Origin of the sequence: Streptomyces sp. NPDC087859 (genome assembly GCF_044742595.1) — a bacterium.
Lineage (GTDB): Bacteria > Actinomycetota > Actinomycetes > Streptomycetales > Streptomycetaceae > Streptomyces > Streptomyces canus_F.
This window is the reverse complement of the sequence record NZ_JBIUUU010000022.1, coordinates 77,088-92,456: the sequence shown is the minus strand read 5'-3', so window position 1 is coordinate 92,456 and position 15,369 is coordinate 77,088. Positions and strand designations below refer to the sequence as shown.

Below are 15,369 nucleotides of genomic sequence, written 5' to 3'. Positions count from 1 at the left end.
GAAGGTGAGCGGGACATCCACCGAAAACTCCGAAACCAAGGCCGACCGGCGGACACGGGTCACCGTCCTGGTCGCGCTGCTCGCCAACCTGGTGATCGCGGTCGCCAAGGCCGTCGGCGGCCTGGTCGCGCACTCGCCGGCCCTGCTGTCGGAGGCGGCCCACTCCGTGGCCGACAGCCTCAACGAGGTCTTCCTCCTCGCCGCGCTGCGCCGCAGCCGCCGCCCCGCCGACCGGCGCCACCCCTTCGGCTACGGCAAGGAGCGCTACTTCTGGTCGCTGCTCGCCGCCGTCGGCATCTTCGTCATGGGCGGCTGCTTCTCCTTCTTCCAGGGCATCGAGGCCCTGCGCGGCGGCGCCGAGGAGAAGCTCAGCGGCTACGTCGCGGGCCTGGTCGTGCTCGGGGTCGCCCTCCTCGCCGAGGGCGCCTCCCTGGTGCGGGCGCTGTATCAGATGCAGCGGCAGGGGGGCGCCGGCGACGGCCTGCGCGACCCGGCCCTGCGCACGGTGATCGCCGAGGACGGCACGGCGGTGCTCGGCGTCACTCTCGCCATGGTGGGCATGGCCCTGCACATGATCACCGGGGAGGTCGTGTGGGAGGCGTCCGCGTCGCTGGCGATCGGGGCGCTGCTCGTCTTCGTCGCCTACCGGCTGGGCCGCGACGCACGCGACCAGCTGATCGGCGCCGCCGCCGACCCGCAGACCAGCGACCGGATCCGGTCCCTGCTGGCCGCGCAGCCCGAGATCGACAGCGTGGAGGCGCTGTTCACGATGCAGACGGGGCTGGAGTCCTGCCTGGTGGCCGCCCGGGTCGACCTGATGCCGGGCCTCGACAGCGAACGGGTCGAGGAGGTCGCCGTCCGTATCAAGCGGTCGGTCGCCGCCACCTTCCCCGAGACGGACCAGATCTTCCTGGACATCACCGACCGGCCCGCCCGGGAGGCACGGGAAAGCCCCGCCGCGACGGGGGAACGCGGCGGGGCCTGAGGCTCAGGTGCCCGGCGGGTGGAGCTTCATGCGTACCCGCGCAAGATTTTTATTCGAGGGCGGGCCGCACGTCCGGATCAGTCCGTGGCGGCCGGTTCGAGCACGAAGACCGGGATCTCCCGGTCCGTGTTCTTCTGGTAGTCGGCGTACGGCGGATAGGCCGCCACCGCGCGCTCCCACCACTCGGCCTTCTCGGCGCCGGTGACCTCGCGGGCGGTCATGTCCCGCTTCTCCGGCCCGTCCTGGAGCTCCACCCGGGGATCGGCCTTGACGTTGTGGTACCAGACCGGGTGGTTGGGTGCCCCGCCCAGTGAGGCGACGGCGGCGTACCGCCCGTCGTGCTCGACCCGCATCAGCGGAGTCTTGCGGATCTTGCCGCTCCTGGCACCCAGGGTGGTCAGGATGATGACGGGCATCCCCGTGTTCTGCAGAGTGGTGCCCTTGGTGCCGCCGGAGCCCTCGTACAGCTCCACCTGGTCGCGCACCCACCCGGTAGGACTGGGTTCGTACTCGCCCTCGAGAGGCATGGCATCCGTCCCATCGTCGTCGTGTCCTACGGCTTGCTGACTGCCATCGTGCCTCAACACCGGAGCCCCGGGGATTCATCCGTTCCGGAGGTTCGGGTTCGATCGGGCTTCATGACCTCGGAGGTAATCGCGCACGGCCGGTCCCCGCGGGCACAGTGAGACCCGGCCGAAGGAGAGGAACAGCGATGACCACCACCGCCACCACCGCGACGACCCGTGCCGTGACCGAGGAACTGCTGCGGCGCATCGGCGCGGGCGACCCGGAGCGGATCGCCGAGCTCTACGCCGACCGGGGCGACTGGAAGCTGAACTGGCCGCAGGACGAGCACGGCAGCCCCGCCACCCCGTGGATCCGGCCCCGCTCCAGCCGGGCGGACGCCGCCGCCCACTACCGCGAACTGGCGGCCCATCACCTCCCGGGTCAGGCGGCCACCGAGATCGAGCGCATCCTCGTCGACGGCGCCGACGCGGTGGTCCTCGGCGAGATCCGGCAGACCGCCCGGGCGACGGGGCGTCCCTATCGCGCCAGGTTCGCCCTGCACCTGACCGTCGAGGACGGACTGATCGTGCGCCACCACGTCTACGAGGACAGCCTCGCCGTCGCCCGCGCCTTCGCACCGTGACGGTCACGACGGCAGCATCATCCGCACGGCCAGCCCCATGATCACGCCGCTCGACACCACGGCCGTCACCAGCCGCCCCCGTCTGCCGGTCAGCACCCTGCCGAGCAGTGCGCCGCCCCCGGCCAGCAGCAGCTGCCAGCTCGCGGAGGCGAGGAAGGCCGCCACGACGAACACACCCTGTTCCAGGGGGCGCACCGGGTCGGTGGTGCGGGTGCCGAGGACCAGGGCCGCGAAGTAGACCACGGTGGTCGGGTTGAGCAGGGTGATCCCGAGCAGCGCCAGATACGCCCGCGCGGGGGTCGGGGGAGGCGGGTCGGTGCGGGTGGTGAGCCGACGGCCGCGGTACTGCCGTACGGCGATGACCGCACCCCGTACCGCCAACGCGAGCAGCAGCAGGGCGGAGGCCCAGCGCAGCGGCCCGAGCGCCGGACGCAGGGCGGCGGCGAGGGCGGAGCCCCCCAGCGCGGCCACCAGGGCGTACAGCCCGTCGGCGGTCGCGACGCCGAGCGCGGCACAGACCCCGGTGCGCAGCGAGGTACGGGCGGTGAGGGAGACGAGGTAGGTCGCGACCGCGCCGACGGGCACGGCGATGCCGTAGCCCGCGAGCAGCCCCGCGACGAGCGCGGCGGTCACGACGTGGGAAGCGTCGGTCCCCACGGTCGGCCGGACTGCTGCTGGAACCGCACCGGACGAACGGCGGCGGTCAGCGGCAGAAGGACATCGAAGGTGGACATGGCCGGATTCTGAGGGCGGCCGGGGGCCGGCGACAACCGAATTACGAGGGCGATCCCCGGCCAGATCGCGCATCCGGGGGATCTGGCCGGACTTGCCGTCCCACAACTAGATGCCTGGGGCATCCAATGAGGGTACGTGCACAGGCATCCTTCGTCTGCGAGGTCTTCCATGACGGAAACGGAACCCGTCGCCTTCCCCCAGGACCGGACCTGCCCCTACCACCCGCCCGCCGCCTACGCCCCGCTGCGCGCCTCCCGCCCACTGACCCGCATCCGGCTCTACGACGGCCGTCCTGCCTGGCTGGTGACCGGACACGCACTCGCCCGCGACCTGCTCGCCGACCGACGGCTGTCCACCGACCGCACCCACCCCGACTTCCCGGCCCCCACCGAACGCTTCGCGGCGGTCAAGGACCGGAAGGCCGCGCTGCTGGGCTACGACGATCCCGAGCACCAGGCCCAGCGCCGCAGGATGATCCCCAGCTTCACGCTCAAACGCGCCGCCGGACTGCGCCCGCAGATCCAGCGGATCGTGGACGAGCGACTCGACGTGATGATCGAACAGGGGCCGCCGGCGGAACTGGTGAGCGCCTTCGCGCTGCCCGTGCCCTCGACGGTGATCTGCGCCCTCCTCGGTGTCCCGTACGCCGATCACGACTTCTTCGAGGGGCAGTCGCGCCGGCTGCTGCGCGGGCCGACGGCCGCCGACACCCGGGACGCGCGCGACCGGCTGGACGCGTATTTCGAGGAGCTGATCGACCGCAAGCGGCGGGACCGCGAGCCCGGCGACGGCGTGCTGGACGAACTTGTCCACGAGGGCGCCGTGGACCGCGGGGAACTGATCGCCCTGGCGACGATCCTGCTGGTCGCCGGGCACGAGACCACCGCGAACATGATCTCGCTCGGTACCTACACCCTCCTGCAACACCCCGACCGGCTCGCCGAGTTGCGGGCCGATGCGACTCTCCTGCCCACCGCCGTGGAGGAGTTGATGCGCCTGCTGTCCATCGCGGACGGACTCCTGCGGATGGCGGTCGAGGACATCGAACTCGCCGGGGCGACGATCCGGTCCGGCGACGGCGTGGTGTTCTCGACCTCGGTCATCAACCGCGACGAGAACGTCTACCCCGCCCCGGACAGCCTCGACTGGCACCGTTCCGCCCGCCATCACGTCGGATTCGGCTTCGGCATCCACCAGTGCCTGGGGCAGAACCTGGCCCGCGCGGAGATGGAGATCGCCCTGCGCACCCTCCTGGAGCGGCTGCCCACGCTGCGCCTGGCCGCTCCGGCGGACGAGATCCCCTTCAAGCCCGGCGACACCATCCAGGGGATGCTGGAACTCCCCGTGACCTGGTAAGAGGCTCCGCCCATGCACATCGACATCGACAAGGACGTCTGCATCGGGGCCGGCCAGTGCGCCCTGGCCGCTCCGGGCGTGTTCACCCAGGACGACGACGGATTCAGCGAACTGCTGCCCGGCCGGGAGGGCGGCGCCGGCGACCCGATGGTGCGCGAGGCGGCCAGGGCCTGTCCCGTCGGGGCCATCAAGACGTCCGGCTGATCACCCGCAACGGGGGATCCCTGCGGGGGCGGCCGTCATGGCCGGGCGAGGTCCATCAGTGACCGGGCCGCCTCCCGCGCCTCCCTGGCCGGCTCGGTGCTCCGGGTGATACCGGCCGTGACCATCGCCCCCTCGGCCAGCAGGAACAGCCGGCCGGCCAGGGCGTCCGGGAGCCCCGCGTCCGCCACGAGAGCGGCGAGGTAGGCGCGGAACGCCCCTTTGTGCGCCCGCACCTGGGCCGTCACCCGGCTCGACGTCGCGCCCAGTTCCCCGTAGGAGTTGATCCACGCGCACCCGCGGAACCCCTCCTCCCCGAACCACCGCTCCAGCCAGTCGAAGACGGCGAGGATCCGCTCCCGGGGGTCCTCGCCGCTCTCGACGTACTGCGCGAGCCGCCCCCGCCACCGCACGTCACGGCGTTCCAGGTAGGCCTCCACCAACTGTTCCTTCGCGGGGAAGAGTTGGTACAGCCGCTTGAGCGAGACGCCCGACGCGCCGCGGATGTCGTCCATGCCGACGGACTGGATGCCCCGGCCGTAGAACAGCTCCTCGGCGGCGTCCAGTGCCTGTTCCCGGGCGGTCGCGCTGTCCATTCTGGGTCACTCCTTGACGTGAGAACGTGCGTTCTCTTACGGTAGCAGCCAAGCGGGAGAACGCACGTTCTCCCTTTCTGGCCACGGAGGATGACATGACCGACCGTCCACCCCTGCCGCCCTTCACCCGGGAGAGCGCGGCGCGGAAGGTGCAGGCCGCCGAGGACGCCTGGAACACCCGGGACCCGCACAAGGTGGCGCTCGCGTACTCCGAGGACTCGGTGTGGCGCAACCGCGACACCTTCGTCACCGGCCGCGCGGAGATTGTCGAGTTCCTCACCGCGAAGTGGGCGCGAGAGCAGGACTACGCACTGCGCAAGGACCTGTGGGCCTTCGACGGCAACCGCATCGCCGTCCGCTTCCAGTACGAGTGCCGGGACGCCGACGGCCAGTGGTGGCGCGCGTACGGCAACGAGCTCTGGGAGTTCGACGAACACGGGCTGATGACCCGGCGCGAGGCCAGTATCAACGACGTACCGATCGAGGAGAAGGAACGCCGTGTTCTCGGCCCGCGGCCCGAGACCGAGCGTGGGGAGACCTTCCCGCTTCAGTAGGGTCGGCGGATGACCGAACAGGCCGGGAAATCCTTCCTCTACGTCGTCGTCTGCGCCGCCGGGATCGCCGCGGGCGTCGGCGAACTCATCACCGCTGCCCAGGAAGAGGGCTGGGAGATCGGGGTCATCGCCACGCCCGTCGCGATGAACGGCTTTTTCGACACCGCCGCCGTCGAGGCCCAGGCCGGCCGTCCGATCCGCTCCGCCTGGCGCAGCCCCGCCGACCCGCGCCCCTTCCCGCCACCGGACGCCGTGGTGGTCGCGCCCGCCACGTTCAACACCGTCAACAAATGGGCGGCCGGTCTGGGCGACACCCTCGCCGTGGGCACCCTGTGCGAGGCGTCGGGCCTCGGCGTCCCCATCGCCGTACTGCCGTGCGTGGCCGACGCGTTGGCCGCCCATCCCGCCTACCAGGACAGCCTGATACGGCTGCGGGGGATGGGCGTGCGGTTCGGTCCGCCCTTCGCGGGGGAGCCGGGGGCCGAGTTCCCGTGGGAGCAGGCGCTGGACCTGATCAGACCGTGAGCCGCCAAGGCGTGCCGATGGGCAGCCAGTGCACCTGCGGGCCCTCGGCGAGCAGCTTCTCCGCGGTCCGCCGGCCCTCCTGGAAGTGCGACCAGCCCTCGTAGTGGACGGGCAGCACGGTGCGGGGGCGCAGCAGGCCGCACAGCTCCACCGCCCGGGCCGCGGTCATCGTGTAGCGGACCGGTCCGGTCACCGGGAAACGCACACCGCCCAGGTGCAGCAGGGCGGTCCCCACGTCCAGCCGGCGGGCGACCTCGCGCACCCCGTCGTACAGGACCGTGTCGCCCGAGATCCACAGCGCGCCGTGCTCCTGCCCCTGCCAGCTCAGCGCGAAGCCGGTCACCTCGCCGACGACGGGGCGGGAGAAGCGGGGGCCGTGGCGGGCCGGGGTGGCCGTGACCTCGATGGTGGGGCGGCCCGGTGTCTGGAGGCGCCACGTCGTCCACGGGTCGAGTCCGCGGGCGTTGCCGCCCAGCCGACGGGCTCCGGACGGTGTCGTCAGCACGACGTCCGCCCTAGGCAGCAGGGCGCGTCCGGCCGTGTCCAGGTTGTCGGCGTGATGGTCATGCGTGAGCAACACCGCGTCCAGCGGCGGGAGTTCGGCGGCCGGTACGGCCGGCCCCGCGGTCTTGCGCGAGGAGGTGCCCCAGCCGAAGGAGTAGCGGCGACCGGGCGGATCGAACGTCGGATCCGTCAGCAGCCGCCGGCCGTCGACCTCGATCAATGTGGTCGGACCGCCGATGTGCGTGATACGGATCTCGGTCATACGACGGTCCCTTCCGGAGGTCCGGGACGGCATGCGACAACCGCCCCGGACGGTGGGCTATTCGGTGTGCGACACGGCCCAGTCGAGGGCGTAGTCGGCGACCTCCTCCCAGCCGGCTGCGGCGGGCAGCAGATGCGGGCGGCCCGCGAACTCCCTGACCTCGGTGATCGTGTGCGATGTGTAGTGCCTGGCGTTGGACTGCTGCACCTTGGGCGGCATCAGATGGTCCTGCTCGCCCGAGACGAACAACAAGGGCGCGCGGTCGTCGTTGCGGTAGTTCACGTACGTGCTCTGGTGGCCCGGCCGCAGCGTCGCCAGGGCGCTGTCCCAGAAGATGCTCCCGGACGCGGGGACCGCGTAGCGCTGGTACAGAGCGCGGGACTCCTCCTCCGGGAACGTGTTGGTGAAGGCGTAGTGCCACTGTTCGAAGGTCAGGCCGACCGCGCGGTGCCGGTTGGCGGGGTTCCTCAGTACGGGGAACGCCGCCTTGATCTGGGTCAGCGGCACCACCGCGACGCCTTCCGTGGGCGCCGAGTTGAGGGCGACCCCCGCCGCCCCGAACCCCCGGTCGAGCAGCAGCTGGACGAAGACGCCCCCGGCGGAGTGGCCGATCAGAACGGGTGGCCGGTCCAGGCCGCGGACCAGGGTCTCCAGACTGTCGATGATCTGTGGGACCGTCACCTTCTCGATCGGTGTCGGATCGGCGTTGAGCGACTCGACCTCCGCCTCGAAGCCGGGGTAGGCGGGGGTGAGTACGCGGTAGCCGCGCTTCTCGTAGTGGGCGGCCCACTGCTCCCAGCTCCGTGGGGTGACCCAGAAGCCGTGGATGAGGACGATGGTGTCCGGAGCGCTCATGGCGCCTCCTTCACGGGTGTCAGAGGGTGTCAGCGGGTGGCGCGGTACGCGGCCTCGATGTGCCGGACGACGGTGTCCGGGCGCGACATCATCACGACGTGCGAAGCCCCCTTGACCTCGACGACTCTGCTGCCGGCGCGCTCGGCCATGAACCGCTGCACGGCGGGCGGGATGACCCGGTCGGCGCCGGCGACGACGTACCACGACGGCAGGGACTTCCACGCCGGTACGCCGCTGGGGGAGCCCAACCCGCCAATGCTGCCGGGGCGTTGGGAGACCGCCATCACCCGGGTCAGCGAGCGCGGCAGGTCCTGGGCGAAGACGTCGTGGAACTTCGCCGGATCGATGTAGCCGTCGATGCCGGGATCGCTGCTGCCGGGTATCGGGTAGGGCCGGGTGACCAGCGCGCTCGGCAGCTGGCTGCCGGGGAACTGTCCCGCCAGGTCCAGCGCGGTCTCGCCCTTGTCGGGGGCGAACGCGGCCACGTAGACGAGTGCCTTGACGTTCGGGTTGGCGAGCGCGGCGTTGGTGATGACCTCGCCGCCGTAGGAGTGGCCGACCAGGATGACGGGGCCGGGGAACGTGGCGACGACGCTGGAGACGTAGGCCGCGTCACCGGCGAGGTCACGCAGCGGATTGGCCGGGGCGATGACGTCGTAACCCGCCTTGAGCAGACGGGCACTGACCTCGTTCCAGCCGGACGCGTCGGCGAACACGCCGTGCACGAGCACGACGGTCGGTCTGGTGCCGGAGGCGGCCGAGGCGGGCGTCGCCGCGGTGCCGACGGTGAGCGCACCGCCCGCCGCGACGAGACCGCCGAGGACGCGACGGCGGGAGTGGCTTTCGGAGACCATGCCTTGGGGATTCCTTCCGGGGTCAGGAGTTGAGGAAGTCCAGCAGGTCGGCGTTCAGCTGGTCCTTGTGCGTGTCGGTGATGCCGTGCGGGGCGCCCGCGTAGACCTTCAGCGTGGAGTTCTTGATCCGCGCCGCCGACGCCTTGCCGCCCACCTCGAAGGGGACGACCTGGTCGTCGTCGCCGTGGACCACCAGCGTCGGTACGTCGAACGCGTCCAGGTCGGGGCGGAAGTCGGTCGCGGAGAAGGCCGCGACGCACTCGTAGGCGTTCCGGTGCCCGGCCTGGAGTCCCTGTCGCCAGAAGGCGTCCCGAGCGCCCTGGGAGACATCGGCGCCGGGCCGGTTGTTGCCGAAGAACGGTCCGTCGGCCAGATCCCGGTACAGCTGAGACCGGTCGGCGAGCGAACCGGCGCGGATCCCGTCGAACACCTCGATCGGCACGCCGCCGGGGTTGTCGTCGGTCCTGAGCATGAACGGCGGTACGGCGGAGACGAGCACCAGCTGGGCGATACGGCTGGTGCCGTGCCGGCCCACGTAGCGGGCGACCTCGCCGCCACCCGTGGAGAAGCCGACCAGGGTCACGTCCCGAAGGTCGAGCGTGTCGATCAGGGTGGCGAGGTCGTCGGCGTAGGTGTTCATCTCGTTGCCGGTCCACGTCTGGGTGGAACGGCCGTGCCCGCGCCGGTCGTGGGCGATGACACGGAACCCGTGGGAAGCCAGGAAGAGCTGTTGGGCCTCCCAGCTGTCGGAGTTCAGCGGCCAGCCGTGGCTGAGCACCACGGGCCGGCCCAGGCCCCAGTCCTTGTAGAAGATCTCGGCCCCGTCGGCTGCGGTGACGTACGGCATGGGAGCGCTCCCGTCTGCGAGACGTTGTCCGACGCCCTGATCCTCGTTCGACCGACGGTGGTGCCGAACCCCGTGGAGCGCGTAGTCGTGACCGGCCTCAGAGTCCGGGTGTCTCCCTCAACTGCCGCCGGGACCGTACGTCGAGCTTCCGGAAGATCTTCCGCAGGTGGTAGTCGACGGTGCTCGCGCTGATGAACAGCTGCGCGGCGATCTCGGCGTTGGTCGCGCCGCCGCGGGCGAGCCGGGCGATGGCGAGCTCCTGCGGGGTGAGCGCACCCGTCCTTCCGGCCGTCGCCCGGCCCGGGCTCTCGCCGGTCGCGGCCAGCTCCTGGGCCGCCCGGCCCGCGTACGCCGTGGCACGCATCCCGTCGAACAACTCCCAGGCGGTACGCAGCTGTTCACGGGCGTCCTTGCGGCGCTTGCGGCGGCGCAGCCACTCGCCGTAGTGAAGGTGGGTGACGGCGAGGTCGGCCCGGGCCCGGGTGCCGGACAGCAGGGCGATCGACCTGCGGTACAGGGCTTCGGCGTCGTCCGCGGTGGCGAGCAGGGCCTGGCAGCGCGCCAGCAGACCGCGGCTCCACGGGGTGTCGGTGGCCGCGACCCGGGCGGCGAGGACACCCAGGGTCGAGGTGGCCAGGACACGGTCGCCGCAGCGGACGGCCGCCTCGATCAGCGGGGGGAGCAGCCGGGAGTGGAAGCCGATCAGGTCGTGCCCGGTCAGTTCGTGGGTGATGGTGCGGGCCCGGGCGTAGTCGCCCTGCCCCAGGGCCAGGATCACCATGCCGATCCGGGCGATGGACTCGACCGCGCCGTTGCCCAGCCAGGTGCCGGCCTCCATCGACCCACGCAGGACCGCTTCCAGATCCGTCGTCTCGGCGCGCCAGGCCAGCAGCTCCGGATGGCGGTACAGCTCCCAGAGGTCCTCGGTGGCGCCCATCGCCGTGCGGATCTGGTGGCCCTGGGTGAACGCGTCGTCGGCCGTGGCGAGTTGGCCCAGGATCGTCTCGTGCATGACGGTGCAGTACAGGGCGCTGTCCAGCTGGAACAGGGCGCCGGTACGACGGGCGACGTCCGCGGCTCGCTCCATCACGGCGCTCTGCGCCTGCTCGTCCCACAGCATCATCGACAGCGTGACGGTGGGCAGATAGGTGCGCAGCACCTCCTCGTCGGGGGTGCCGGAGTTCAGCACGTACGCGTGGGCGCGCCGCATGTGCGGCACCGCTTCCTCGTAGCCGTCGATGACGAGGACGGCGAACGCCCGTAGCACCAGGTCGGATCCGGTGGCGTCGGCGGTGCGCGGCAGCAGGTCGTCGATGGTGCGGGCGATCTCGGCCACCGTGGTGTCGCGGATGAGGTGTTCCGCGGTGATGGCCCGGTCGACCGCCCGCAGCAGAGCCTCGCGGGCGAGGTCCGGGGCCCGGTCGGCGAGGGCCCGCGCGGCACGCAGGCAGAGCGCCGGAGCCAGGGCGAACGATCCGGCGTCACCGAGGGCGAACACCGCATGGGCGCGGACCAGCAGCGCCCGCCCTTGCTCGGTGTCGTCCAGGAACCCGATGTCGATCGCGTCGAGAAGCGCCTCCGCCTGCAGCGCCGCCCCGGCGGCCAGCGCGGCCTCGGCCGCGGCGAGCAGCCGTCCGGCGCGCAGCCCGCCCTCCGGCGTCAGTTCGGCCGCCCGGGTCAGAAAGGTGGCCCGGGCCGTGAAACCGCCCCGGGCACCCGCCCGGTCGGCCGCGCGCTCCACCTCCGCGGCCACGGCGGTGGCCGGACCGATCGCGGACGCGGCGAGATGCCAGGCTCGCCGGTCGGTGTCCGCCGGGCGGTCGGTGACCTCGGCCAGCGCCTCGTGGGCTCGCCCCCGCTCGACACTGGTGGCTCCGCTGTAGACCGCGGAGCGCACCAGCGGATGCCGGAACTCCACCGTGGAACGCACCACCACCAGCCGTGCCGCCTCCGCCGGACCGGAAGCCTCGGGCCCGATCCCCAGCCGTCGCGCGGCCCCCGTGACATAGCCGAGGTCGCCGCCGGGCTCGGCGGCCGCGAGCAGCAGCCACATCTGTGAGGGTGCCGGCAGCGCACGCACCCGCCGCAGGTAGTGCGCCTCCAACCGGCCCCCCACGGGGAGCGGTTCGGGCAGTGCGAGCGAGCCGGAGAGCTGGTCGGCGGTCAGCTCCTGGCCGAGGTCGGCCAGTGCGAGCGGGTTGCCCTGTGTCGCCGCCACGATGCGTGCCGCGACGCGTGCGTCGAGCGGTCCGGCGACCGTCTCCCGCAGCAGCTCCAGGGCGAACGGCTCCTCCAGACCGGCGACTTCGGTGACGGGCAGTCCCGCGGGCGCCTCGAACCCCGTCCGCGCCGCGAACAGCAGCCCGACACCCTCCGCGTGCACCCGCCGGCCCACGAACGCGAGCACCGCCAGGGACTCGTCGTCCAGCCACTGCGCGTCGTCCACGCAGGCCAGCACCGGCCGCCGCTTCGCCGCCTCCGCGAGGAGGGTGAGGGTGGCGAGCCCCACCAGGAACCGGTCGGGGGCCGGCCCGTCGGCCAGTCCGCATGCCACCCGCAGCGCCTCGTGCTGGGTGACGGGCAGCGCACCCGGTTCCTTGAGCCCCTCCGTCACCGGCACCAGCAGCCGGTGCAGCGCGGCGAACGGGAACCCGGACTCCGACTCCACTCCGGCCACCCGCAGCACCCGCAGATCGGCGCCCTCGGAGGCCGCGTGGTCGAGCAGCGCGGTCTTCCCGACGCCGGCGTCACCGCGCAGCAGCACCACCCGGCTCAGCCCCTCTCGCAGGGCCGACACCAGGCCTTCGAGCTCTTTGCGTTCTCTGAGCCGTCCCTTGAGGATCACGTGAACGCCCTTCAGGGAGGCCTCAGTTGTGAGGAAGACTTGGAGTTCTGGTGAAGTCCCGTCATTCAACCAATTACGGACGAGCCGTGTCCCGGGAACGGTTGACACCTCGGGCCCCGCGCGCACCTCACGCCGTACGCTCCCCTTCATGACCATCCGGAAGGCGGGAGCAGCAACGGTGCAGTACGTGAAGCTCGGTTCGACCGGCCTGGACGTGTCGCGGATCTGTCTGGGGTGCATGACCTACGGCCTGCCCGACCGCGGCGTCCACGAGTGGACCCTCGACGAGGAGGCGTCGAGGCCGCTGATCCGGCAGGCGCTGGACGCCGGCATCAACTTCTTCGACACGGCCAACGTGTACTCCGACGGCACCAGCGAGGAGATCGTCGGCAAGGCGCTGCGGGACTTCGCGAACCGTGACGAGATCGTCCTGGCGACCAAGGTGAACGGCCGGATGCGGACCGGGCCGAACGCCGCCGGACTGTCCCGGAAGGCGATCATGGCGGAGATCGACCACAGTCTGAGCCGTCTCGGCACCGACTACGTCGACCTCTACCAGATCCACCGCTACGACCCCCACACCCCCGTCGAGGAGACGATGGAAGCCCTGCACGACCTGGTCAAGGCGGGCAAGGTGCGCTACATCGGGGCGAGTTCGATGTACGCCTGGCAGTTCTCCAAGATGCAGTACACGGCCGAGCGGCACGGCTGGACCAGGTTCGTGTCCATGCAGAACCACTACAACCTCCTCTACCGCGAGGAGGAGCGCGAGATGCTGCCCCTGTGCGCGGACCAGGGCGTGAGCGCACTGCCCTGGAGCCCCCTGGCCCGCGGCCGGCTGACCCGTGACTGGGGCACCGTCACCGAACGCAGCGCGGGCGACAACTTCGGCGGCCGTCTCTACCTGGAGGGCGACCGCTCCATCGTCGAGGCGGTCACCCGCATCGCGACCGACCGAGGCGTCCCCCGCGCCCAGGTGGCCCTGTCCTGGCTGCTGCACCAGGACACGGTGGCGGCACCGATCGTGGGCGCCGCCAAGCCGCATCACATCGAGGACGCGGTGGCGGCGGTGGAACTGGAACTGAGCGAGAAGGAGATGGAGGAACTGGAGCAGCCGTACACGGCACGTCCGATCTCCGGCCACTGAACCTGCCTCAGGGGCGTGGGGCTGTATCGATGTGCGGCTACCGCCGCGTGGGCGCGACCAGCCCCCACGACCCGCGGCCGCGAGATGACTAGTGGGCCCCCTGCGGTGCGAACTCCGTACCGCAAGGGCCCGCACCCTCACTCTCCGCCAGAGCGACGCGGTCACCCCGCATCGACATTGTCCGGTAGTACTCCCCGATCCGCTCGGCCGACCGCCCCACGTAGTGACCGATGAACGACCGCCGAAAACGCCCGTCGCTGCGATTCGGCTGCGACCCGTGCACCAGGCTCCCGTTGAAGAACAGAACATCGCCCGGCGCCATGTCGACCGGCACCGCCGTCAGTCCCGCCGGCGGCGGCACGTACTCCCGCGCGAACGACACCCCCGCGTCCGCCTCCTCGGGGCAGAACAGGTCCATCCGGTGCGTCCCGGGCACGACTTCGAGCCCCCCGTTCTCCCGGTCGATCACATCGCAGGCCACCCACGCCGCGACACACGTGCCCGGCTCGACCCGCAGATAGAAGTTGTCCTGGTGCAGCGCCTGCCCCCGTGCTCCCGGCGGCTTGAAGTAGAACATGCTCTGCGCGGCCAGTACCTCCTCGTCGAACAGCGTCTCCAGCACCTCCCGCAACCGCGCGTCGAGCAGCACGTCCCGGGCGCGCGCGTTGATCTCGTGCGGCTGCATCACCCGCGGGTACACACCCAGCGGATCCGTGCCGCCCCGCGGTTCGAAGTGCCCGGGCACCGCCCCGGCCGCGTGCAGTGCCGTGAACTCGCCGCACAGCCGGTCGATCTCGTCGTATCCGAACAGCCCCCGTACGACGGTGAACCCGTCCTCCCGGAACTGCCGCAGCCCGGCCTCGGTCAGGATGGGGGTGCTGCCTGTGACGGTCATGCGTCCACTCCTCGCTCGGGTGTCCTCCGCATGTCACGCTAGGTCGGCCCACATCCCGGGAGGATGCCCGTGACCGCCGACGGACTGCCTGAGACTGCTGCGCCGGACGTCCCCGCGCCGCCGCCGGGCCTCGTGATGCTCGGCCGTTTCGACGAGGCGCGAGGCTATGACATCAACCGACCGCAGGGGTCGGCCAGTTGGCTGTTCACCTGGACCACGGGAGGCCAGGGGAGGCTGTGGCAGGGCGCGACCACCGCACAGGCCGCGGCAGGGGACCTGGTCGTGCTCGCGCCGGGTGTCCCGCACCGCTACGGCGTCGCACCGGACGCGCGGCGCTGGCGGTTCTGGTGGGTGCACTGCCAGGCCCGGCCGTCGTGGCTGCCCTGGCTGATCCCTTACGGCACCGGCGACGGGGTGTATGCCGTCACCTCGGCCGCGGCCACGCCGCGGGACCGGGTCGAGGCGGCGTTCCGCCGTATGCTCGTCGACGCCCGCCGGCCGGGTGCGGTGAAGTCCGCGGCCGTCCCGGACGACCGGATCGCCGTGGCGCACGACACCGCCGCCCGTGAGCTCGCGCTGTGCGCCCTGGAGGAGGTCGTCCTGCTCATGGCCGCCGGTGCGCGGGAGCCGACGCCCGCACCGGGCCTCGACCCCCGTGTCCGCCGGGTCCAGGAGCTCCTCGCAGCCGACCCGGGTGCCGCGCACACCGTGGACTCGCTGGCCGCGCACGTCTCGCTGTCGCCCTCCAGGCTGGCGCACCTGTTCACCCGCCAGGTCGGTGAGTCCCCGATGCGAGCGCTGCGCGAGGCACGGCTGCGGCACGCCGCGCGGCTCCTCGAGGCCACCGGCCTGCCTGTCGAACGGGTCGCGGCGGCTTCGGGCTTCGTGAGCCCCTTCCATTTCCACCGGGTCTTCCGGGAGCGATTCGGTATGACGCCCGGCGTGTACCGGGCGGGCGGCCCAATGGTTGGGGCGTGACGTGCGTAGACCTGCTGTACGCGGGGTGGAGTGGCTGTTCAATGGTTGGGGCCGACGCCTGGTGAAAATCGTTCTCTATA

The 15,369-nt window shown here is 71.7% G+C and carries 17 protein-coding genes; 8 read left to right on the top strand and 9 right to left on the bottom strand.

The features are described from left to right. The first annotated feature begins 4 nt into the window (after window positions 1-4). The gene (locus ACIOHP_RS40990; RefSeq protein ID WP_361549944.1) at window positions 5-985 is read left to right on the top strand and encodes a cation diffusion facilitator family transporter; all 981 of its coding nucleotides are present in this window, start codon (window positions 5-7) and stop codon (window positions 983-985) included. Window positions 986-1,062: 77 nt separating this feature from the next. Here the strand turns inward: ACIOHP_RS40990 and ACIOHP_RS40985 are convergent, their stop codons facing one another. After that, window positions 1,063-1,512 (bottom strand): nitroreductase family deazaflavin-dependent oxidoreductase, encoded by a 450-nt coding sequence (locus ACIOHP_RS40985; protein WP_401895469.1) that lies wholly within the window; start codon window positions 1,510-1,512, stop codon window positions 1,063-1,065. Between the two features lie 185 nt (window positions 1,513-1,697). Here ACIOHP_RS40985 and ACIOHP_RS40980 point away from each other — a divergent pair, with 185 nt between their 5' ends. After that, the gene (locus tag ACIOHP_RS40980; RefSeq protein WP_401895467.1) at window positions 1,698-2,135 is read left to right on the top strand and encodes a nuclear transport factor 2 family protein; all 438 of its coding nucleotides are present in this window, start codon (window positions 1,698-1,700) and stop codon (window positions 2,133-2,135) included. 3 nt (window positions 2,136-2,138) lie between these two features. Here the strand turns inward: ACIOHP_RS40980 and ACIOHP_RS40975 are convergent, their stop codons facing one another. Further along, a complete protein-coding gene (locus ACIOHP_RS40975; RefSeq protein WP_401895465.1) occupies window positions 2,139-2,768 on the bottom strand; it encodes a LysE family transporter in 630 nt (209 codons plus the stop codon). A gap of 270 nt (window positions 2,769-3,038) precedes the next feature. Here ACIOHP_RS40975 and ACIOHP_RS40970 point away from each other — a divergent pair, with 270 nt between their 5' ends. Next, window positions 3,039-4,226, top strand: a complete 1,188-nt coding sequence (locus tag ACIOHP_RS40970; RefSeq protein ID WP_401895463.1) for a cytochrome P450 — start codon at window positions 3,039-3,041, stop codon at window positions 4,224-4,226. Between the two features lie 12 nt (window positions 4,227-4,238). Further along, window positions 4,239-4,430 carry a ferredoxin gene (locus ACIOHP_RS40965; RefSeq protein ID WP_401895461.1) on the top strand — a complete coding sequence of 64 codons (192 nt, stop codon included), beginning with the start codon at window positions 4,239-4,241 and terminating at the stop codon, window positions 4,428-4,430. A gap of 35 nt (window positions 4,431-4,465) precedes the next feature. On the opposite strand, the gene ACIOHP_RS40960 is transcribed toward ACIOHP_RS40965, so the two are convergent. Beyond that, on the bottom strand, window positions 4,466-5,023 hold the full coding sequence (locus ACIOHP_RS40960; RefSeq protein ID WP_401895459.1) for a TetR/AcrR family transcriptional regulator: 558 nt from the start codon (window positions 5,021-5,023) through the stop codon (window positions 4,466-4,468). A 95-nt stretch (window positions 5,024-5,118) separates the two neighbouring features. Between ACIOHP_RS40960 and ACIOHP_RS40955 the strand changes: the two genes are divergently transcribed. Then, window positions 5,119-5,577 (top strand): nuclear transport factor 2 family protein, encoded by a 459-nt coding sequence (locus ACIOHP_RS40955; RefSeq protein ID WP_401895456.1) that lies wholly within the window; start codon window positions 5,119-5,121, stop codon window positions 5,575-5,577. 9 nt (window positions 5,578-5,586) lie between these two features. Then, on the top strand, window positions 5,587-6,102 hold the full coding sequence (locus ACIOHP_RS40950; protein WP_401895453.1) for a flavoprotein: 516 nt from the start codon (window positions 5,587-5,589) through the stop codon (window positions 6,100-6,102). Here the strand turns inward: ACIOHP_RS40950 and ACIOHP_RS40945 are convergent. From ACIOHP_RS40945 to ACIOHP_RS40925, 5 genes are all read right to left on the bottom strand, one after another. Beyond that, window positions 6,092-6,868, bottom strand: a complete 777-nt coding sequence (locus tag ACIOHP_RS40945) for an MBL fold metallo-hydrolase (RefSeq protein ID WP_401895450.1) — start codon at window positions 6,866-6,868, stop codon at window positions 6,092-6,094. The genes ACIOHP_RS40950 and ACIOHP_RS40945 overlap by 11 nt on opposite strands. A gap of 57 nt (window positions 6,869-6,925) precedes the next feature. Next, window positions 6,926-7,723 carry an alpha/beta hydrolase gene (locus tag ACIOHP_RS40940; RefSeq protein ID WP_401895448.1) on the bottom strand — a complete coding sequence of 266 codons (798 nt, stop codon included), beginning with the start codon at window positions 7,721-7,723 and terminating at the stop codon, window positions 6,926-6,928. 29 nt (window positions 7,724-7,752) lie between these two features. After that, the gene (locus ACIOHP_RS40935; protein WP_401895447.1) at window positions 7,753-8,577 is read right to left on the bottom strand and encodes an alpha/beta fold hydrolase; all 825 of its coding nucleotides are present in this window, start codon (window positions 8,575-8,577) and stop codon (window positions 7,753-7,755) included. 22 nt (window positions 8,578-8,599) lie between these two features. Beyond that, window positions 8,600-9,424 (bottom strand): alpha/beta hydrolase, encoded by an 825-nt coding sequence (locus ACIOHP_RS40930; protein ID WP_361549966.1) that lies wholly within the window; start codon window positions 9,422-9,424, stop codon window positions 8,600-8,602. 97 nt (window positions 9,425-9,521) lie between these two features. Beyond that, window positions 9,522-12,269, bottom strand: coding sequence for an AAA family ATPase (locus tag ACIOHP_RS40925; RefSeq protein WP_401895445.1), 2,748 nt, complete (start codon window positions 12,267-12,269; stop codon window positions 9,522-9,524). Window positions 12,270-12,447: 178 nt separating this feature from the next. On the opposite strand from ACIOHP_RS40925, the gene ACIOHP_RS40920 reads away from it, so the two are divergent. Then, entirely contained in the window at window positions 12,448-13,416 is a 969-nt protein-coding gene (locus ACIOHP_RS40920; RefSeq protein ID WP_401895616.1) for an aldo/keto reductase, read from the top strand. A gap of 88 nt (window positions 13,417-13,504) precedes the next feature. Here ACIOHP_RS40920 and ACIOHP_RS40915 read toward each other — a convergent pair whose 3' ends face one another. After that, on the bottom strand, window positions 13,505-14,311 hold the full coding sequence (locus ACIOHP_RS40915) for a phytanoyl-CoA dioxygenase family protein (protein WP_401895442.1): 807 nt from the start codon (window positions 14,309-14,311) through the stop codon (window positions 13,505-13,507). Window positions 14,312-14,374: 63 nt separating this feature from the next. On the opposite strand from ACIOHP_RS40915, the gene ACIOHP_RS40910 reads away from it, so the two are divergent. Beyond that, a complete protein-coding gene (locus tag ACIOHP_RS40910; RefSeq protein ID WP_401895441.1) occupies window positions 14,375-15,289 on the top strand; it encodes a helix-turn-helix domain-containing protein in 915 nt (304 codons plus the stop codon). Window positions 15,290-15,369: the final 80 nt, after the last annotated feature.